The organism is Streptomyces massasporeus (assembly GCF_014648995.1).
In the GTDB taxonomy this organism is placed as follows: domain Bacteria; phylum Actinomycetota; class Actinomycetes; order Streptomycetales; family Streptomycetaceae; genus Streptomyces; species Streptomyces massasporeus.
This window is the reverse complement of sequence record NZ_BMSE01000006.1, coordinates 257,072-276,940: the sequence shown is the minus strand read 5'-3', so window position 1 is coordinate 276,940 and position 19,869 is coordinate 257,072. Positions and strand designations below refer to the sequence as shown.

Here is a 19,869-nt window from a genome sequence, read left to right as displayed (position 1 = left end):
CCGTGGAAAATCCGGCCAGTAGTCCCGGGGCGGGGGCGCTGGGCGGCGATCCGTGGCATTGTCGACGACAAGCTCCTGTTGCCCCCTATTCATCCGCTATTGCACGTGATCGGCTCCGGATGCCGACTTGTGTGACCCGGATGCCCTTCCGCGCATGCCTGGTCGTGCGCCAGGAGGCATGATCCGTAAAAGGGTGGAAAGTCGAAATACCGTACGCCACCGAGGAGGAGGAACCCGTGACCCGCATCGACAGCGTGCGCGCCGCGACTGGTTCGGCGAAGGACAGCGTGCTGCACGCCGCGGAAGTGGTGGCGCCCTACGCCGACACGGCCAAGGACAGGGCCGCGCACTACGCACACGAGGCACGCGTACGGCTAGCGCCCAAGGTGACGCAGGCCGCAGGGCAGGCGCGTGTCCAGTACGGCACTCTGGTGCAGCCGTATCTGGAGCAGGCCCGCACGCATGTGCCGCCGAAGGTCGACCAGGCCGCCCAGGAAGCCGCCGAACGCACCCGTAAGGCCGCCCGCCAGGCGGCGGAGTTCTCCAGGCCGAGGATCGAGCAGGCGGTGGCCGCGGCCGTGCCCGTCACGGCCGAGGCCGCGGCGCGGAGTACGGCCGCCATGGCCGCGCTGCGCGGCCAGGTCACGTCCAAGGAGATCCAGAAGTTGGTCCGCAAGCACGAGCGGCGGGCCAAGGCCGGTAAGGCCATGAAGACGCTGGTGATCCTGGGCGCCGTGGCGGGTGGTGCTTTCGCCGCGTGGAAGTGGTGGGACAAGCAGGCCAACCCGGACTGGCTGGTGGAGCCGCCGGCGGCGACGGAGGTCCCGGAGTCGGGGCATCTGTCGACCGTGGACGGCACGGGCCCGTCGGTCCTGGACCCGGAGGTCGAGGCCAAGCAGGCCGAGGACGAGGCCGCCGGGCGCGACGACCGTTCCTGAGGGCGCACCGGATTCAACAGCACGGCGGGGCGGGAGACTTGAGGGTCTCCCGCCCCGCCGTGCTGTTTCACGTGAAACACCGGCAGCCCGCAGCCGCCCCCGTGCGCGAAAAATGCCCCCCGAGACCGCGTTTCCGCAGTTCGGAGGGCATTTCCGGAAGTGGAGCCTAGGGGAGTCGAACCCCTGACATCTGCCATGCAAAGACAGCGCTCTACCAACTGAGCTAAGGCCCCGTAAGGGGACGTCCGACCGGATGAGCCGCATCCCGGCGGGCGTCGGAGACCAGAGTACCGGGTCACCCCCGTGGTTCCGCAAAAAGATTGGGGGTCCCCGTCGCCGACCACTCTCCGTAAGATGCTCGGCGTGGTTCGCTACCGCGAACCGCCGTACATGGGGAAGCGATGGGGAGACGCAATGGACGCCGCACAGCAGGAAGCGACCGCAAGAGCGCGGGAACTGCAGCGGAACTGGTACGGGGAGCCGCTGGGGGCGCTCTTCCGTAGGCTCATCGACGATCTTGGTCTCAACCAGGCTCGTCTCGCGGGGGTTCTGGGACTGTCCGCACCGATGCTGTCGCAGCTGATGAGCGGTCAGCGGGCGAAGATCGGCAACCCGGCTGTCGTGCAGCGGGTGCAGCTGCTGCAGGACCTGGCGGGGCAGGTCGCGGACGGCAGCGTGAGCGCCGCCGAGGCCACCGAGCGCATGGAGGAGATCAAGAAGTCACAAGGGGGGTCGGTGCTCAGCAACACCACTCAGACGACGAGCAGTTCGGGAGCGCCCACGGTCAAGCGGGTCGTCCGTGAGATCCAGTCGCTGCTGCGGTCGGTCGCGGCGGCGGGCGACATCATCGACGCCGCCGACACTCTCGCCCCGAGCCATCCGGAACTGGCAGAGTTCCTCCGGGTCTACGGCGCCGGCCGCACCTCGGACGCCGTCACGCACTACCAGTCCCACCAGAACTGATCCCACCGTCCGGCGCCGAAGGGGGTTCGGCAGCGGGCTGCGGGTGAGGTGACGGGGGACGCGTCGCGGACGGGCGGGCACGAGGGGGCGTGTTCCGTACGGGGGACCGGTCGACGCGAGGGGGATGTACCGCTCATCGAAGGACTCGGGGGAGTCGGGGGGATGCCCGCGATCCAGGGGATTCAGGGGATTCAGGGGGCCGTTTCGCTTGTCGGGGAGTCGTAGCGCTCACCGAGGGGGAAGCAAGGGGGGAAGCCGCAGGGGGAGGAGCGACGTACAGCCATGGGTGAGGTCTTCGCCGGCCGGTACGAACTGGTCGACCCGATCGGACGCGGAGGGGTCGGCGCCGTCTGGCGCGCCTGGGACCACCGCCGCCGTCGCTACGTGGCCGCCAAGGTCCTGCTCCAGAGCGACGCGCACTCGCTGCTGCGCTTCGTCCGGGAACAGGCCCTGCGGATCGACCACCCCCATGTACTGGCCCCCACCAGCTGGGCCGCCGACGACGACAAGGTCCTGTTCACCATGGATCTGGTCGCGGGCGGATCCCTGGTCCATCTCGTCGGGGACTACGGTCCCCTCCCTCCGGCCTTCGTCTGCACCCTGCTCGACCAGTTGCTGGCGGGCCTGGCCGCGGTGCACGCGGAGGGCGTCGTGCACCGTGACGTGAAACCCGCCAACGTGCTGCTGGAGGCCACCGGCACGGGCCGGCCGCGGCTGCGGCTGTCCGACTTCGGCATCGCGATGCGGCTGGGCGAGCCCCGCCTTACGGAGACCAACCTCGTCGTCGGGACGCCCGGTTATCTCGCGCCCGAGCAGATGATGGGCGCCGAACCGGACTTCCCCGCCGACCTGTTCGCGGTAGGGCTGGTCGCGTTGTATCTGCTGGAGGGTGCCAAGCCGGACAGCAAGGCGCTCATCCAGTACTTCGCCGAGCACGGGACGCCCGGTGCGCCCAAGGGCATCCCGGAGCCGCTGTGGCAGGTGGTGGCCATGTTGCTCCAGCCGGATCCGGAGGCGCGGTTCCGTACGGCCACGGGGGCACGCAAGGCCCTCGCCGCCGCCACGGAGCTCCTGCCGGACCCGGGTCCGGACGACGAGCTGATCGAGATCTTCGATCAACTCGGCCCGCTTCCAAGGGGGTTCGCCCCCGAGGGGCCGTTGGAGAGAGCGAAGGGGCTGGGGCCGAGGCAGGAGCCGCCCAGCTCCTCGGGGGCCGGAGAGGAGCGGTCCCGGCAGGGAGACGGCGGGGGCGAGCTCTCGGTGTCCGGCGGGCAGCACGCCGAGCCTTGGCAGCAAGGCGCCGAGGCGGTGCCGACCGACCCGCGACGCGCCACCGGCCCCGACTCCGCCCCGTTGCCCTCGATGTCGGACACCGGCAGCTTCCATCTGCCGCCTCCGCAGGCCACCGTCACGTCGTCGCCCATGCCCGGGCCGGCCGGGCCGGCTCCGTATCAGCAGGCGCCCGTCTCCCCCCACGATCCGACGCACCGGCTGTCCCCCGCCCAGCCACTCCCGCCGGTGTACTCCGGCCCGCCCCTGCCCCCTGCGGAGCGGTACCGCGCGGACGCCTCCACGGCCTCGTACACCGCGCAGAGCCCGCAGGCCCCATCGGTCGGCCAGACGCCGTCACGGCACCGGGCACAGCGGCGTTCCCACGCAGGGCCTCCGGCCAAGGTGGCGGTGCCGCTGCTGCTCCTCGCACTGGCCTGTTACGCGGTGGGCTTCTGGGCCCTCACCCGCATCTGAGGGGTCCTGCGCCAGACCAGGGTCCGCCTACGTTGTGGTCCTCCGCCTGGCCATTACTGTCCAGACCCCGAGCCCCACGAGCAGGGCGCTCCCGGTGCCGATGCCGCCCACGGCGAGCGCCCTCATGGCGGTGTCGTCGCCCGCGGCCACACCCTCCGCGGCCGCCTCACGGTCCTCGTCCGAGACCTCGAAGACGCCCTTGGGCACGGACTCCCCCGCGTACTCGGGCCCGCTCCGGGGCTCCCCGCTCGTGCGGACGCGCAGGGTCATCACGAACGGCCCGTCCCCGAAGGTGTCCGCGACGGCCTCCGAGAGGTGTGCGACGAGGTAGTAGGAACCGGCGAAGCGCAGCGCGCTGACCTGTGCGGTGGCGGCGTAGCGGTTGGCGTGGTCGACCGGTGGCAGAGGAGGCAGGCTCCCGGACTTCTGATCCCCGTCGTAGCCGACCCCCACGTCGGCGACACGGCCGCGTGCGGGGTTGTAGAGATCCAGGTCGAGCGCGTCGGACGTGTAGCCGGTGCCGCCGGAGTCCGAGCTGCCGAGCTCCGCGGTGACGGACGGCTGCTGCCCCCAGTCGACCGGCACCTCGTAGAAGAGGGTCTGGCCGGGCCGGATGTCGTCCCGCCAGACTCCCTGGTCGACGGGGGTCGCCCCGCTGAATCCCGCGCCGCCCTTCCGGCGCTCGGGCTCTCCCTGGAGCGGCTGGGGCGTGGCGGAGTTCCATGCCTCGGGCGCGCTGGTCGCCCCGGTCTTCGCTTCCCCGGGTTCGGTCATCGCGACGAGTTCCAGATCCCAGGCGTTCGGCGAGGAGCCCTCACCGTCGGGGTCGGCGCGCTCCACGGACACGAAGTAGGCACCGGCCTTCCGGCACAGCGGCCTGCCGGTCTCGCGCTTGCCCCAGGCCGCGATGGGGTGGGGGCTGCGTGCGGCTCCGAAAGTCGCGGTGTCGTCGGAGCAGGTGGTGCCCTCGGCGTCCTGCACGGTCACCTTGACCCCGTCGATGACGGAGACCGTGCTGCCGGGGGAGGGGACGGCGGTGACGGAGACGTACGCGTTCGACGCGGCGTCGAGGTCGAGGCGGTAGCTGACCTTGCCGCTGCTCGGCAGGGAGCTCCTGTAGGTCCCGCCGGGCTGCAGCAGGGCGGCGTCTCCGGTGCTTCGCGCTCCCTCGACGCTCTGCGCGCCGTCGGCGAAGGCGTACGGGCTCGGTGTGCCGACGGCCTCTCCGGCTGCGGCGGCCTGTCCCGGCACCACGGCCGCTGTCGCCCCCAGCACCACCGCCGCGGCGCCGACGCGCACGGCCACCGCCGGACGGCGGCGCCACGCCCCTGCGCGCAGCCCCCACGCCGTACGACACCGTCCCGTACGACACCGACCCCTCACGCGCCACCCCTCACCGTCGCCGGTCACGAAGCCGTGCCACCGTGGCCCATCCTGCCGCGCCGGCCGGGTTCACGACCGGCCCTCGGCACACAAAACCCCGACCGCGAGGCGGCCGGGGTGTGCTTGGTCTGGGTTGTCGTGACTCACGAACCCGTGGGCACGGAGTCAGTCGCCTCCGTCCACAGATCCTGCTCGGCGCGATCCGCCTGGATCTGGCGGTACACGAGGAGCCCGCCGATGGCGGCCAGTGCGACCAGGAGAAGCTTCTTCACCGCGCGACCTCGTCTTTCGTTGACGTAGGGGACCTCTGGCGCCCGACTATACACACCGACCGATACCGATCGGTGACCTGAGTCGGCCCTCAACTCCCGTCCCGGTGACCGGGATAGAAGCGGAATACACCGCTCCGATCGGAGGGTGATCACACCCCGACGGACGGTTACTTTGACCTCCCTTATCCGCTCTCCTTACGTTTTCGCCACTCTTGAGGCCATCCGGGTGGTGTTCATCTGAACATCGACGCGCCACGGGCGTAGGTCCACCACTTCTCGGCCCTCATACACATCATGAGGAAAGTACGCAAATCGCCCAACCCGAAAGTGAGGGGCCATGGCCCGGAACAAGGTCATGAAGGTGTGGACCGCCATCGTCACCGCATTCATCGCGCTGTGCACGGCGCTCGGACTCGTCACCACGACCGCCGCCGCGGCCGTACCGCAGGCCGAGCAGAAGAGCAACAGCAACGGCGCGAGCATCCCGCAGCAGCGGACGGCGGCACCGGCGACGTTCCCCAGGTCCTCCCCCAGGGCCCTGCCCCCCACGATGAAGCAGCGCATCCGAGCCGAGGCCCACGGCAAGACCCCCCGTTGCCGGCACCGTTCGCCCGCGGACACGGTGTCCTCCCCCGGCACCGACTGCACCGACGAGGACCCCGACGCGGACCATCTCACGCCCCTGAAGCGCTGAACCCCGGAACACCACCCAAGCGATCTGCGTACAAAGCCCGGCAGCTCGACAGAGCGGCCGGGCTTACGCATGTCCTGATCCACGGACCGGGCCCTGGATCAGGACATGCCCAGTGGGCCGTCTCGACACAAAGCCACACGCCACCGTGCGGTGCTCGCGGTGGCAGACCCCTATGCCCCCGTGCGGTCGCCACGCGAGCCCTGGCACGGATCGCCATCGCTTGACCGGGGACCGAAGCCATGTCGCACGGTTCGGCTGATGTCAGCCATGCATGCCAAAGACCCCCAGCCGGTATCGACTGAGGGTCTTTTCGCTGGTGGGGCTAACAGGATTTGAACCTGTGGCCTCATCCTTATCAGGGATGCGCTCTAACCAACTGAGCTATAGCCCCGCCGCGCTCTGCGGTGTGTCCCGCGCGCTGACTCCTGAAGATTAGCGCACGACACGGGCAGTCCCAAAATCGGTTGTCGGGGCACCGTCAGGGCAACGACAGAGGTGATGTCACTCGTCCTCGGCGAGGGTCAGCTCGACACCGCCCACGAAGCCCGCGGACAGGTTGTAGATGAACGCGCCGAGCGTCGCGAGGGCGGTCGCCAGGACCACGTCGATGACCGCGATGATCGACGTGAACATCAGGACGTTGGGCAGCGACAGGAAGGCCTGCAGGTCGAAGCCGTTGGACTCGTTAGAGCCGGTGGCCTCCGAGATCGTGCCGCCGACCGTCGAGAAGACGCCCATCGCGTCCATGACCATCCACAGCACGGCGGACGCGACGATCGTGCAGATGCCCAGGGCGATGGAGAGCAGGAAGCTGACCTTCATCACCGACCACGGGTCGGCCTTCGCCACCCGCAGCCGCGCCTTGCGGACGCGCGGAGTGGTGCGCGCCCCCGTACGAGGACGCCGCACGGCGCCGGCAGCGGCGCCCCCGGCCGCCGCCTGCTGCGCCGGGTAGGCCTGCGGCGGGTGGTACGGCCCGGCCTGCTGCTGTGCCTGCCGCTCGCCGGGCAGGGGCGAGGCCGTGCCCGGCTCCTGCGCGGCCGGCTGCGGCTGCGCGTCGGGGGCGGACGGGCCCGTGCCGGGCTTCTTCTTCTGGGTCTGCGGACCTCGGGTGTCCGTCACAGTTCCCCCCTGTGATTCTTGCGCGTCAGGCGACGGCGTGTCCTTGGTCGGGGACTTGATCGCCTTCAGGTTGGTCGTGTGCGGGTCCGCCGCACGCGCGGCGGAGCCACGACCGCCGTCGTCCGCTTCCGTACCCCTCGAGGTTCCGGCCGGTCCGGCGCCCGTGGCTCCGCTCACGCTGACTCACTCCTCGTGCCTACTCGGCCGAGGGCGCCTCACCCTCGTCCGTGCCGGTGGTCACGGCGCCTTCGGCGGTCTCGTCGACGACCACGTCGCCGTCGACCTCCTCCGCCTCGCGCCCCGCCTCGGCGTTGCGAGCGATGCCCACGACGGCATCGCGCTTGCCCAGATTGATCAGTTGGACGCCCATGGTGTCACGGCCGGTTTCCCTGATCTCGTTGACTCGCGTACGAATCACACCGCCCGACAGCGTGATGGCGAGGATCTCGTCGGTCTCCTCGACCACCAGCGCGCCGACGAGGGATCCACGGTCCTCGACGATCTTGGCGGCCTTGATGCCGAGGCCACCGCGACCCTGGACGCGGTACTCGTCGACGTTGGTCCGCTTCGCGTACCCGCCGTCTGTGGCAGTGAACACGAACGTACCGGGTCGAACAACATTCATCGAGAGCAGCTCGTCTCCCTCGCGGAAGCTCATGCCCTTGACACCTGAGGTGGCACGGCCCATGGGCCGCAGGGTGTCGTCCGATGCAGTGAACCTGATCGATTGCGCCTTCTTGCTGATCAGAAGCAGATCATCGTCCGCCGAGACCAGCTCGGCTCCGATCAGTTCGTCGTCCGAACCGTCCTGACCCTCGCGAAGGTTGATGGCGATCACACCACCGGAACGGGGCGAATCGTAATCCTTCAGAGGCGTCTTCTTCACAAGTCCGGCCTTGGTGGCGAGCACGAGGTAGGGAACCGCCTCGTAGTCGCGGATCGCCAGGATCTCGGCGATCGCCTCGTCCGGCTGGAAGGCGAGCAGGTTCGCGACATGCTGACCACGCGCGTCCCGGCCGGCGTCGGGCAGCTCGTAGCCCTTCACGCGGTAGACGCGGCCCTTGTTGGTGAAGAACAGCAGCCAGTGGTGCGTGGTGGACACGAAGAAGTGGTCGACGATGTCGTCTTCCTTGAGCTTCGTGCCGCGCACGCCCTTGCCGCCGCGCTTCTGGGCGCGGTAGTCGTCGGTCTTGGTGCGCTTGATGTAGCCGCCCCGGGTGACCGTGACGACGATGTCCTCCTCGGCGATCAGGTCCTCGATGGACATGTCGCCCTCGTAGGGGATCAGCGTCGTCTTGCGGTCGTCGCCGAACTTCTCGACGATCGCGGCCAGTTCGGCGCTGACGATGCCGCGCTGGCGGACCGGGGAGGCGAGGATCTCGTTGTACTCGTTGATCTTCGCCTGGAGTTCGTCGTGCTCCTGGACGATCTTCTGGCGCTCCAGGGCGGCCAGTCGGCGCAGCTGCATCTCGAGGATGGCGTTGGCCTGGATCTCGTCGATCTCCAGCAGGCTCATCAGGCCGCCGCGGGCGATCTCGACGGTGTCGCTGCGCCGGATCAGCGCGATGACCTCGTCGATGGCGTCCAGGGCCTTCAGCAGACCGCGCAGGATGTGCGCCCGCTCCTCGGCCTTGCGCAGCCGGAAGCGCGTACGGCGGACGATGACCTCGATCTGGTGCGTCACCCAGTGGCGGATGAACGCGTCGAGCGAGAGCGTGCGCGGCACGCCGTCCACCAGCGCCAGCATGTTGGCGCCGAAGTTCGTCTGCAGGTCGGTGTGCTTGTAGAGGTTGTTCAGCACGACCTTGGCGACCGCGTCCCGCTTGAGCACGATGACCAGGCGCTGGCCCGTGCGCGAGGAGGTCTCGTCACGGACGTCCGCGATGCCGCCGATCTTGCCGTCCTTCACGAGGTCGGCGATCTTCTGGGCGAGGTTGTCCGGGTTGACCTGGTACGGAAGCTCCGTGACCACCAGGCACTGGCGGTTCTGGATCTCCTCGACCTCGACGACCGCGCGCATGGTGATGGAGCCGCGGCCGGTACGGTACGCCTCCTCGATGCCCCGGCGGCCGACGACGAGCGCGCCGGTCGGGAAGTCCGGGCCCTTGATGCGCTCGATGAGCGCGTCCAGCAGCTCCTCGTGGGAGGCCTCGGGGTTCTCCAGGTACCACTGGGCGCCGGCCGCGACCTCGCGCAGGTTGTGCGGCGGGATGTTGGTGGCCATGCCGACCGCGATACCGGCCGAGCCGTTGATCAGCAGGTTCGGGAAGCGGGCCGGCAGGACGGTCGGCTCCTGGGAGCGGCCGTCGTAGTTGTCCGTGAAGTCGACGGTCTCCTCGTCGATGTCGCGGACCATCTCCATCGACAGCGGCGCCATCTTGCACTCGGTGTACCGCATGGCCGCGGCCGGGTCGTTGCCCGGGGAGCCGAAGTTGCCGTTGGAGTCGACGAGCGGCATGCGCATCGACCACGGCTGCGCGAGGCGGACCAGCGCGTCGTAGATGGAGGAGTCGCCGTGCGGGTGGTAGTTGCCCATGACGTCGCCGACGACGCGGGCGCACTTGTAGAAGCCGCGCTCGGGGCGGTAGCCGCCGTCGTACATGGCGTACAGGACGCGCCGGTGGACGGGCTTGAGGCCGTCACGGACGTCCGGCAGCGCACGCGAGACGATGACGGACATCGCGTAGTCGAGATACGAGCGCTGCATCTCCGTCTCGAGCCCGACGGGCTCGACGCGCATGGCCAGGGCGTCACCCTCGGGCGTCGTCACGGGAGTGTTCTCGTCGGTCATTGCTGGTGAAGATCCTTCCTGATGCGGTCAGCTGAGACCGACTCAGATGTCGAGGAAGCGGACGTCCTTGGCGTTGCGCTGGATGAACGCGCGGCGGGCCTCGACGTCCTCGCCCATGAGGACCGAGAACAGGTCGTCGGCCTGGGCGGCGTCGTCGAGGGTGACCTGGCCGAGGACGCGGTGCTCCTGGTCCATGGTCGTGATGCGCAGTTCCTCGGCGTTCATCTCACCGAGACCCTTGAAGCGCTGCACCGAGTCGTCCTTGATGCGCTTGCCCGCGTTGCGGCCCATCTCGATCAGGGCGTCGCGCTCGCGGTCGGAGTACGCGTACTCGAAGTCGTCCTTGCCCCACTTGATCTTGTAGAGCGGCGGGCGGGAGAGGTACACGTGCCCGGCCTCGACCAGGGGCCGCATGAAGCGGAACAGGAAGGTCAGCAGCAGGGTGTTGATGTGCTGGCCGTCGACGTCGGCGTCGGCCATCAAGATGATCTTGTGATAGCGCAGCTTCTCGATGTCGAAGTCCTCGTGGACTCCGGTACCGAAGGCCGAGATCAGCGCCTGGATCTCCTGGTTCTGCAGGATCTTGTCGATCCGCGCCTTCTCGACGTTGAGGATCTTGCCGCGGATCGGGAGGATCGCCTGGTACTGCGGGTTGCGGCCGGACTTGGCCGAGCCGCCGGCGGAGTCACCCTCGACGATGAAGATCTCGCACTTGGTGGGGTCGTTCGACTGGCAGTCGGAGAGCTTGCCCGGCAGGGACGCGGTCTCCAGCAGGCCCTTGCGCCGGGTGAGGTCACGGGCCTTGCGGGCCGCCACGCGCGCGGTGGCCGCCTGGATGCCCTTGCGGATGATGTCCGCGGCCTCGTTCGGGTTGCGGTCCAGCCAGTCCGTGAGGTGCTCGTAGACGACCTTCTGCACGAAGGTCTTGACCTCGGTGTTGCCCAGCTTGGTCTTGGTCTGGCCCTCGAACTGGGGCTCGCTCAGCTTGACCGAGATGATCGCCGTCAGACCCTCGCGGATGTCGTCACCCGTGAGGTTGTCGTCCTTCTCGCGCAGCAGCCTCTTGTCGCGCGCGTACTTGTTGATCAGCGAGGTCAGCGCGGAGCGGAAGCCCTCTTCGTGCGTACCGCCCTCGTGGGTGTGGATGATGTTGGCGAACGAGTACACACCCTCGGTGTAGCCGCCGTTCCACTGCATCGCGACCTCGAGGGACAGGCTCTTGTCCTTGTCCTCGGCCTCGAGGTCGATCACGGTGGGGTGCACCAGGTCTCCCTTGCGGGAGTTGAGGTACGTCACGAAGTCGACGATGCCGCCCTCGTAGTGGTACGAGACGCTCTTGACCTCGTGCTTCTCGTCCTCGCCCGCCTCGTCCGCGCCGGCGGTGGCCTTCGCCGACTCGCGCTCGTCGGTGAGGTTGATGCGCAGGCCCTTGTTGAGGAACGCCATCTCCTGGAAGCGCCGCGACAGCGTCTCGAAGGAGTAGTCGGTGGTCTCGAAGATGTCCGGGTCGGCCCAGAAGGTGACCGAGGTGCCGTGCTCGTCCGTGGCCTCGTGCTTGGCGAGCGGGGCCGTGGGGACGCCCAACTTGTAGTCCTGCGTCCAGCGGTGGCCGTCGGTCTTGACCTCCACCGCGACCCTGGTGGACAGGGCGTTGACGACGGAGACACCCACGCCGTGCAGACCGCCGGAGACCGCGTAGCCGCCGCCGCCGAACTTGCCGCCCGCGTGCAGGACCGTCAGCACGACCTCGAGGGCCGGCTTGCCCTCGGAGGGGACGATGCCGACCGGGATGCCACGGCCGTTGTCGACGACCCGCACGCCACCGTCGGCGAGGATCGTGACGTCGATGGTGTCCGCGTGCCCGGCGAGCGCCTCGTCGACGGAGTTGTCGACGACCTCCTGCACCAGGTGGTGGAGTCCGCGCTCACCGGTCGAGCCGATGTACATACCGGGTCGCTTGCGGACCGCGTCCAGACCCTCGAGGACGGTGATGGCGCTGGCGTCGTACGAGGCGGTCACCTCGCCGTTCGACGAGGTGACCGCGCCGGTGGTGCCGGCGTCGGTGGACGGAATGTTCTCGTTGGGGTTGCCGGAATCGGCCACGAAGCGCCCTTTCTGGCACAGCACGAGCCAGGCTCGTCGGCGGGTTGCCGGAGCGGCTGCGGCATGTTGCGTTGGTAAGCCTTGATCAGCGTTGCTCAGCTTTTCCCGGACGGTCCCCAGCGAGTGGGGCGGGATTGCTTCCAGTCTACCGGTAGCACTGACACTGATGGGGGTTTGCCGGTACCTGAGTCCGCATGTGCCGCCCTCGACGGGTCTTGTCCGACTCCCGATATACGGATGGGGGCTCCAAGAGGCTCACAGAGGCACTCAGCGCTTCCGGCCGTCAACCCTTGGCTACTTCGGAGTCAGGTCGCGATTCGCAACCGTGTGCGGGCACACGACGAAGGGGCCGCCGACGCTCCGGAAGAGCGGACGGAAGCCCTTGATGTGATGTCAGTCACGTACTGTCGACGGGCGGGAAACCGGTGGAGATCAGCCGTAGGTATCGCCCGGACCGGTACTGCCGGGGGCACGCAGCGGGCCGTAGCGGCGGGCCGGGCCACCGGGGCCCTGCACCTTGATCAGCGTCACCCTGCCGTGGCCCAGGTCCTCGTTGAGGCGCGCGACCAGCGTGGGCGCGAGCAGCCGGAGGTTGGTCGCCCAGGCCGTCGAGTCGCAGCGCACGGTCAGGACGCGCTCGTCCTCGTCGTACTTCTCCGGCACACAGTGCTTGGCGACGTCCTCGCCGACGATCTGCGGCCAGCGGCCCATCACACCGCCCACCGCGGCCGGCGCCTCCCAGCCGCGTTCGGTGATCAGCCGGTTGATCGCGGAGCCGAGCGCCATGGGGTCGCGCCCGTCAGCGCGCGCGCCGGAGCGCAGACCGCCGCGGCGCGCCTGCTTCTTCTGCTGCGCCGCGTCCCCGCGCGCGCGTGCGGCGTCCTTGGCGGCGCGCAGCGCCACGCGCGCGAGGTCGACGCCGGAAGGCCCGGGGGGCCTGGCGGGCTCGGGGGACTTGGCGGGCTCGGGGGCGCCGCCGGATGTGTTCTCCGTCATACGCGCTCGACCGTCCCCTCGGACACGGCGAACCGCGTCCCGGACAGCACATGCGGTACGTCGTCGTCGACCGCGGCCGTCACCAGGACCTGCTCGCCGGGCGCGACCAGCTCGGCGAGGCGCTCCCGGCGACGGGTGTCCAGCTCGGCGAAGACGTCGTCGAGCACCAGCACCGGCTCGTTGCCCTCCGCCCTGAGGAGGTCGTACGAGGCCAGGCGCAGCGCCAGCGCGTAGGACCAGGACTCGCCGTGGGAGGCGTAGCCCTTGGCGGGGAGCTGTCCGAGCTTGAGCTGCAGGTCGTCGCGGTGCGGGCCGATCAGGGTGACGCCGCGCTCGATCTCCTGCTTGCGGGCCTCGGCGAGCGCGGCCATCAGCTGCTCGAAGAGGTCCTCGCGGGTCTGCGCCTCGCCCGGCGCGGACGGCTTGTACTCCAGCGCGATCGGGCCGCCGCCGGGAGCGAGTTGCTCGTACGCCTTGTCGGCCAGCGGCTGGATCGTGGCGATCAGGTCCAGGCGCTGGGCGAGCAACTCGGCGCCCGCGCGCGCGAGATGCTGGTCCCACACGTCCAGGGTGGACATGTCCATGGTGCGACCGCCGTGCCGACGGGCCAGCGCCGCCGACTTCAGCAGGGTGTTGCGCTGCTTGAGGACCCGGTCGTAGTCGGAACGGACCCCGGCCATGCGCGGGGAGCGCGCGGTGATCAGCTCGTCGAGGAAGCGCCGCCGCTCACCGGGGTCGCCCTTGACCAGCGCGAGATCCTCGGGCGCGAACAGCACGGTCCGCACGATCCCCAGCACGTCACGCGGCCTGACCTGCGAGGACCTGTTGATCCGGGCCCGGTTGGCGCGCCCCGGATTCAGCTCCAGCTCGACCAGCTGCTGCCGATCGCCCTGCCGGACCTGGGCCCGGATGATCGCGCGCTCGGCGCCCATGCGGACCAGGGGGGCATCGGAGGAGACCCGGTGGCTGCCGAGGGTGGCGAGATAGCCGACGGCCTCGACGAGGTTGGTCTTGCCCTGCCCGTTCGGCCCGACGAAGGCCGTCACCCCGGGGTCGAGCGGGACCTCGACCCGGGGGTACGAGCGGAAGTCGGCCAGCGACAGATGCGTGACGTGCATGGTCGTTCGCCGACCTCCCTCGGTACTCGGTTACTTCTTCTCGACCGCGTGGCCGCCGAACTGGTTCCGCAGCGCCGCGATCATCTTCATCTGGGGGGAGTCCTCCTGGCGGGAGGAGAACCGCGCGAACAGCGACGCGGTGATCGCCGGCAGCGGCACCGCGTTGTCGATGGCCGCTTCCACGGTCCAGCGTCCCTCGCCGGAGTCCTGTGCATAACCCCGGAGCTCGTCGAGGTGCTCGTCCCCGTCGAGCGCGTTGACCGCGAGGTCGAGCAGCCAGGAGCGGATGACCGTGCCCTCCTGCCAGGAGCGGAAGACCTCCCGGACGTCGGTCACGGAGTCGACCTTCTCCAGGAGCTCCCAGCCCTCGGCGTAGGCCTGCATCATCGCGTACTCGATGCCGTTGTGGACCATCTTCGCGAAGTGGCCCGCGCCGACCTTGCCGGCGTGCACCGAGCCGGAGTCGCCCTCCGGCTTGAGCGCGTCGAAGACCGGCTGCACCTTGGCGACGTTCTCCTTGTCGCCGCCGTACATCAGCGCGTAGCCGTTCTCCAGGCCCCAGACGCCGCCGGAGACACCGCAGTCGACGAAGCCGATGCCCTTGGCCGCCAGCTCCTCGGCGTGCTTCTCGTCGTCGGTCCAGCGGGAGTTGCCGCCGTCCACGACGACGTCGCCGGGCTCCAGCAGCTCGGCGAGTTGGTCGATCGTGGTCTGCGTGGCCTCACCGGCCGGGACCATCACCCAGATCACGCGCGGGCCGCTGAGCTTGCCCACAAGCTCTTCCAGGCTGTGGACATCGGCGAGGTCCGGGTTGCGGTCGTATCCGAGGACGGTGTGACCTGCGCGGCGGATCCGCTCGCGCATGTTGCCGCCCATCTTGCCGAGGCCGACGAGACCGAGCTCCATCAGTTGTGTTCCTTAGGTTCTGCGACGTGGCGTGGCGGCACGTGCGTACCGCGAGGCACTTTCGTACCCGCGTCCGAGCCTAAACCCGGACGCTCGCGCACATCTGTGGGCATACGCGCTCAGTCGTACGCCCTCACCTGCAGGTTTGTCCTCAGCCTGTGGACAACCGCTGGCGATCCTCCGCGTCTCACCGGCCCTCGAGCGGGCTCAGCCGCTGAGGCGCACCGGCATGATCAGGTACTTGTAAGCCTCGTCCGCCTCGGCGTCCAGCGCCGGCTTGCCACTGAGCAGCGCGGGCTTGGTGGACGTCGTGAACGACAGCTGGGCCACCGGGGAGTCGATGGCGCTCAGGCCGTCCAGCAGGAACGTCGGGTTGAAGGCGATCGAGATGTCGTCGCCCTCGAGCTGGGCGTCAACCCTTTCCACAGCCTGTGCGTCGTCGCTGGAACCGGCCTCCAGGATGAGCACGCCCTGCTCGAAGCTGAGCCGCACCGGGGTGTTGCGCTCGGCGACCAGGGCCACGCGCTTGACGGCCTCCACGAAGGGGGCGGTCTCGATGACGGCGACGCTGTTGAACTCCGTCGGGAACAGCGTGCGGTACTTCGGGAGGTCGCCCTCCAGCAGGCGGGTCGTCGTACGGCGACCCGCGCCCTCGAAACCGATCAGGCCCTCGCCGGAGCCCGAGCCGGACAGCGCCAGGATCACCTGGTCGCCGCTGGTCAGGGCCTTGGCGGTGTCCAGGAGCGTCTTGGCGGGCACCAGGGCGACGGCCGAGGCGTCGGGGTTCTCCGGCTTCCACAGGAACTCGCGGACCGCGAAGCGGTAGCGGTCGGTGGACGCCAGCGTGACGGTGTCGCCCTCGATCTCGATGCGGACACCGGTGAGGACGGGCAGCGTGTCGTCACGGCCGGCCGCGATGGCGACCTGGGAGGCGGCGGAGGCGAAGACCTCGCCGGGGACCGTGCCCGTCGCGTTCGGCATCTGGGGCAGGGCCGGGTACTCCTCCACAGGCAGGGTGTGGAGTGTGAACCGGGACGAGCCGCAGACCACGGTCGCCCGTACACCGTCTGTGGAAATCTCCACCGGCCGGTTCGGCAGTGCGCGGCAGATGTCCGCGAGCAGGCGGCCGGAGACCAGGACCGTGCCCTCCTCGTCGACCTCGGCCTCCACGGACACCCGTGCGGAGACCTCGTAGTCGAAGCTGGACAGGCTCAGCTGGCCTTCCTCGGCCTTCAGCAGCAGGCCGGCGAGGACAGGCGCCGGCGGACGGGCCGGGAGGCTGCGTGCCGCCCAGGCCACTGCCTCCGCGAGTACGTCGCGTTCCACCCGGATCTTCACTGTTGCCGCCTCCTGCTGTTGCCGGCGCTTCTCGCTCTGCCTGGCCCTCGTCGTCTGTCTCGGTGTCGACGGTCCCTGTGAGGGGGAGGACACCGGGGACCAGTCTGACGCACGGCACTGACAGTAGGTGCCTCTCGGGGTCAAGTCGTGACGAGGGGCGGTCGGGCACCGAAGAGCGAGTTGTGCACAGGGCCCCCTTCGAAACGGATTCCCAGCTCTCTCTAGTCGGGAGTAGTAGTAGGGGCTGTGGATACCGTGGATAACCTCGTTTGCCCAGCTCAGGGCGGGAATTTTGTCCACGGGTCCTGTGGGTGGAGGCGGTGGACAACCGGGCGTATCTGTGGAGAACAGAAAGTTCTGCACACGCCGTGCACAGGGTGAGGCGAGTTCTCCCCAGCGTCGTCCCCAGCTTTACCCACCTTTCCCACAGCCCAACCCGGCACCTTCGTGTGACGCCTTTCACTCGACCCGGTGAGGAGGCGCGTCGTGTTGCCGAACAGTGGACAGGCATGTGGAGAAGCGACCGATCGCTGGGGACAACTGCCCCCAGCCTGTGGGTGGCCGGTGGACAACTCGGTGCACAGCCTGTGGATCATCTCGTCGTCCACAGTCTGTGGAGATCCTTCGTCCACGAATCCACAACCACCTGAGCTGGTCTGATGGTCTTTCAACAAGGGCTGCTGTGGACACGATCTGGACAACTCCCCGGTCCCCAGGATGTGGACGGCAGAAAGTCCCCGAATCTGTGGAGGGAGGCCGTAACCCGGCGATTAATCGAACAGCGGGTTGCGGTGGGGGTGCGGCGGGGTGCGCGCGGCGGGAGCCGGTGAGGGGGCTCGGCGGCCCGGAATCCGCGCCGCACGGCTGCTGCGGCGACCGGAACAGGGCGCGTGGCACAGCACCGCAGTGGCCGCAGTGGCCGCAGTGGCCGCAGTGGCCGCAGTGGGCCTCAGCGAGCCTCTGCGATCTCCGCACAAGAAGAAGGGCGCTCCCGGAGAGTTCCGGGAGCGCCCTCAGCAGCGTTCTGCGGCGTGCGGCCGACGCCGTCAGCCGTTCTTGATGCGGTTGGTCAGCTCCGTGACCTGGTTGTAGATGGAGCGGCGCTCGGCCATGAGATTGCGGATCTTGCGGTCCGCGTGCATGACCGTGGTGTGGTCGCGGCCGCCGAACAGCGCGCCGATCTTCGGCAGCGACAGGTCCGTCAGCTCGCGGCACAGGTACATGGCGATCTGTCGGGCCGTGACGAGGGCGCGGCCGCGCGAGGTGCCGCACAGGTCCTCGACGGTCAGCCCGAAGTAGTCCGCCGTCGCGCCCATGATGGCCGTCGACGTGATCTCGGGGGCAGAGTCATCGCCACCGGGGATGAGGTCCTTGAGGACGATCTCCGTCAGCCCCAGGTCCACCGGCTGCCGGTTGAGTGAGGCGAACGCCGTGACCCGGATCAGCGCGCCCTCCAGCTCACGGATGTTGCGCGAGATCCGGGACGCGATGAACTCCAGAACCTCTGGCGGCGCGTTCAGCTGCTCCTGCACCGCCTTCTTGCGGAGGATCGCGATCCGCGTCTCCAGCTCCGGCGGCTGGACGTCCGTGATCAGACCCCATTCGAAACGGTTTCGCAGCCGGTCCTCCAGCGTCACCAGCTGCTTCGGCGGCCGGTCGGAGGACAGCACGATCTGCTTGTTGGCGTTGTGGAGCGTGTTGAAGGTGTGGAAGAACTCCTCCTGCGTCGACTCCTTGTCCGCGAGGAACTGGATGTCGTCGACGAGCAGGATGTCCATCTCGCGGTACCGCTTGCGGAAGCTGTCGCCCTTGCCGTCGCGGATGGAGTTGATGAACTCGTTGGTGAACTCCTCCGAGCTCACGTACCGCACCCGCGTGCCCGGGTAGAGGCTGCGCGCGTAGTGCCCGATCGCGTGCAGCAGGTGCGTCTTGCCGAGCCCGGACTCCCCGTAGATGAACAGGGGGTTGTACGCCTTCGCCGGCGCCTCGGCCACAGCGACCGCGGCCGCGTGCGCGAAGCGGTTGGAGGCACCGATGACGAACGTGTCGAAGAGGTACTTCGGGTTCAGACGCGCGGTGGGTTCGCCCGGGCCGGTCGCCGGCGCGGGCTGCGCGGCCAGCGGGCCGGGGGCTCCGGTCGTCGGCAGGTTGGGGCCGACCGGGCCGCCCCGGTGGACGTGGCCGGAGCCGGCCGGCGGCTCGGGCTCCCGGCGCACCGGGTCGCGCTGATCGTAATCGCCGCGCGACGTTTCGTAGTCGGGACGCTGCTGCTCGTAGGAGGGGCGCTCCATGGGCTGTGGGCGGTAGTCCTGCGAAGGGGAGCCGTAGGCGTCCTGGGAGGGCGGGCCGTAGGAGTCCGAGGAGCCGTACGAGTCCTGCGAGCCGTACGAGTCCTGCCCGGGTGACGCGTACGGGTCACGCTCGGGAAAGCCGAGGCGCTGCTGCTGCCAGCCGTACTCGTCCTGCTGTTTGGGCCGCGGCCAGGCGCCGGGCTCGGGGCGCTGGTACTCGGACGGGTACGCGGGACGGGCGGTGGGGAGTTGATCTGCGCGCGTAGGCGGAAGCTGGTCGCCGCGCGTAGGAGGAAGCTGGTCACCGGCCGGACCGGGCAGCTGGTCGGCGCGGTGGCGGCCGTACCCCTCGTACCCGTCACGGTCCTGGCGGTCATAGGGGTCGCGTTCCGGACGGTCGTATCCGTCGCGTTCCTGCCGGTCGTACTTGTCGCGCTCGGGACGGTCGTATCCGTCGCGCTCGGGACGGTCATATCCGTCACGGTCCGGACGGTCGTAACCCTCCCGGTTCTGGCGCGCGGCCGGGAGCTCGGGCTCCTCGTAGCGCTGCTGGGCGCGGGCCGGGGGCGCCGGCGGGGCGGGGGGCTCGCCCGCGGAGTCGTCGACGGTGATCGCGATCCGGATCGGGCGGCCGCACTCGCGGCTCAGCGTCTCGCTGACGATCGGCGCCAGCCGGCCCTCAAGTACGCCCTTCGCGAATTCGTTCGGTACGGCGAGCAGAGCGGTGTCCGCGACCAGCGCGAGCGGCTGACAGCGCCGGATCCAGTGTTCGTCCTTCCCCTCGACCCCTTGGACGCGGCCCTCCCCAAGGAGCTGCTCCAATACGCGTGGCCACACTGCGGCAAGATCGGCAGGTACGTCAGCCACAGGGCACGCTCTCTCACAGGTCCCACGAACGTGTGGTTCTGGGACGGCTCGGGATGTAAATCGGGTGGGGCAGGGATAAGGGAACGAATCGGAGTTCCGTCACGGTAGTCAGGGCGGCCGGTACGGTTCAAGTTGTTGTCCCCAGCCTGTGGACAAGTGTCTCCCGGCGACTCCTGGTTTGACCGGATGGCGTAGCCGCGCGTACCGTAACCAGGTCGAGTTGTCGATGGCTGCTGCCGCCTGCCTCCGATGGGCACAGATCATTTGGGTGATCGGTCAGCGGTGCACTCGGGCGTAACTGCGAGCTACTCGTGGGCGCACGGTGACAGCCAGGACGGCAC

The 19,869-nt window shown here is 69.2% G+C and carries 14 protein-coding genes and 2 tRNA genes; 4 read left to right on the top strand and 12 right to left on the bottom strand.

Annotation, left to right across the window (positions count from 1 at the left end; translation table 11 throughout):
• Positions 1 to 236: 236 nt before the first annotated feature.
• Entirely contained in the window at positions 237 to 938 is a 702-nt protein-coding gene (locus tag IE153_RS17010; RefSeq protein WP_189590516.1) for a DUF5324 family protein, read from the top strand.
• Positions 939 to 1,098: 160 nt separating this feature from the next.
• On the opposite strand, the gene IE153_RS17005 is transcribed toward IE153_RS17010, so the two are convergent.
• Positions 1,099 to 1,171 (bottom strand) — tRNA-Ala (locus tag IE153_RS17005).
• 181 nt (positions 1,172 to 1,352) lie between these two features.
• On the opposite strand from IE153_RS17005, the gene IE153_RS17000 reads away from it, so the two are divergent.
• Together IE153_RS17000 and IE153_RS16995 are read left to right on the top strand one after the other, a co-directional pair.
• Complete coding sequence (locus IE153_RS17000) at positions 1,353 to 1,901, top strand: helix-turn-helix domain-containing protein (RefSeq protein ID WP_189590515.1); 549 nt, start codon at positions 1,353 to 1,355, stop codon at positions 1,899 to 1,901.
• A 282-nt stretch (positions 1,902 to 2,183) separates the two neighbouring features.
• Positions 2,184 to 3,647, top strand: a complete 1,464-nt coding sequence (locus IE153_RS16995) for a serine/threonine-protein kinase (RefSeq protein ID WP_189590514.1) — start codon at positions 2,184 to 2,186, stop codon at positions 3,645 to 3,647.
• A gap of 27 nt (positions 3,648 to 3,674) precedes the next feature.
• On the opposite strand, the gene IE153_RS16990 is transcribed toward IE153_RS16995, so the two are convergent.
• Both IE153_RS16990 and IE153_RS41635 read right to left on the bottom strand, forming a co-directional pair.
• Positions 3,675 to 4,952: a hypothetical protein gene (locus tag IE153_RS16990; protein ID WP_189590513.1), complete on the bottom strand. Its 1,278-nt coding sequence runs from the start codon at positions 4,950 to 4,952 to the stop codon at positions 3,675 to 3,677.
• 221 nt (positions 4,953 to 5,173) lie between these two features.
• On the bottom strand, positions 5,174 to 5,302 hold the full coding sequence (locus IE153_RS41635) for a DLW-39 family protein (protein WP_003999697.1): 129 nt from the start codon (positions 5,300 to 5,302) through the stop codon (positions 5,174 to 5,176).
• A 337-nt stretch (positions 5,303 to 5,639) separates the two neighbouring features.
• On the opposite strand from IE153_RS41635, the gene IE153_RS16980 reads away from it, so the two are divergent.
• Entirely contained in the window at positions 5,640 to 5,996 is a 357-nt protein-coding gene (locus IE153_RS16980) for a DUF6344 domain-containing protein (protein WP_189590512.1), read from the top strand.
• 314 nt (positions 5,997 to 6,310) lie between these two features.
• Here IE153_RS16980 and IE153_RS16975 read toward each other — a convergent pair.
• The 9 genes from IE153_RS16975 to dnaA form a co-directional block, all read right to left on the bottom strand.
• A tRNA-Ile gene (locus tag IE153_RS16975) sits at positions 6,311 to 6,387 on the bottom strand.
• 110 nt (positions 6,388 to 6,497) lie between these two features.
• Positions 6,498 to 7,295, bottom strand: a complete 798-nt coding sequence (locus tag IE153_RS16970; protein ID WP_189590511.1) for a DUF3566 domain-containing protein — start codon at positions 7,293 to 7,295, stop codon at positions 6,498 to 6,500.
• Between the two features lie 19 nt (positions 7,296 to 7,314).
• On the bottom strand, positions 7,315 to 9,909 hold the full coding sequence (gene gyrA, locus IE153_RS16965) for a DNA gyrase subunit A (RefSeq protein WP_031105342.1): 2,595 nt from the start codon (positions 9,907 to 9,909) through the stop codon (positions 7,315 to 7,317).
• Positions 9,910 to 9,951: 42 nt separating this feature from the next.
• Complete coding sequence (gene gyrB, locus IE153_RS16960; protein ID WP_189590510.1) at positions 9,952 to 12,012, bottom strand: DNA topoisomerase (ATP-hydrolyzing) subunit B; 2,061 nt, start codon at positions 12,010 to 12,012, stop codon at positions 9,952 to 9,954.
• 432 nt (positions 12,013 to 12,444) lie between these two features.
• Entirely contained in the window at positions 12,445 to 13,008 is a 564-nt protein-coding gene (locus IE153_RS16955) for a DciA family protein (protein WP_189590509.1), read from the bottom strand.
• On the bottom strand, positions 13,005 to 14,126 hold the full coding sequence (gene recF, locus IE153_RS16950; protein WP_189590508.1) for a DNA replication/repair protein RecF: 1,122 nt from the start codon (positions 14,124 to 14,126) through the stop codon (positions 13,005 to 13,007). The genes IE153_RS16955 and recF overlap by 4 nt, the downstream gene beginning before the upstream one ends.
• Before the next feature lie 30 nt (positions 14,127 to 14,156).
• Complete coding sequence (gene gnd / locus IE153_RS16945; protein WP_097217915.1) at positions 14,157 to 15,032, bottom strand: phosphogluconate dehydrogenase (NAD(+)-dependent, decarboxylating); 876 nt, start codon at positions 15,030 to 15,032, stop codon at positions 14,157 to 14,159.
• A gap of 207 nt (positions 15,033 to 15,239) precedes the next feature.
• Positions 15,240 to 16,370, bottom strand: a complete 1,131-nt coding sequence (gene dnaN / locus IE153_RS16940; protein WP_097217913.1) for a DNA polymerase III subunit beta — start codon at positions 16,368 to 16,370, stop codon at positions 15,240 to 15,242.
• A gap of 1,046 nt (positions 16,371 to 17,416) precedes the next feature.
• Positions 17,417 to 19,528 carry a chromosomal replication initiator protein DnaA gene (dnaA, locus tag IE153_RS16935; protein ID WP_189590507.1) on the bottom strand — a complete coding sequence of 704 codons (2,112 nt, stop codon included), beginning with the start codon at positions 19,526 to 19,528 and terminating at the stop codon, positions 17,417 to 17,419.
• Positions 19,529 to 19,869 lie beyond the last annotated feature (341 nt).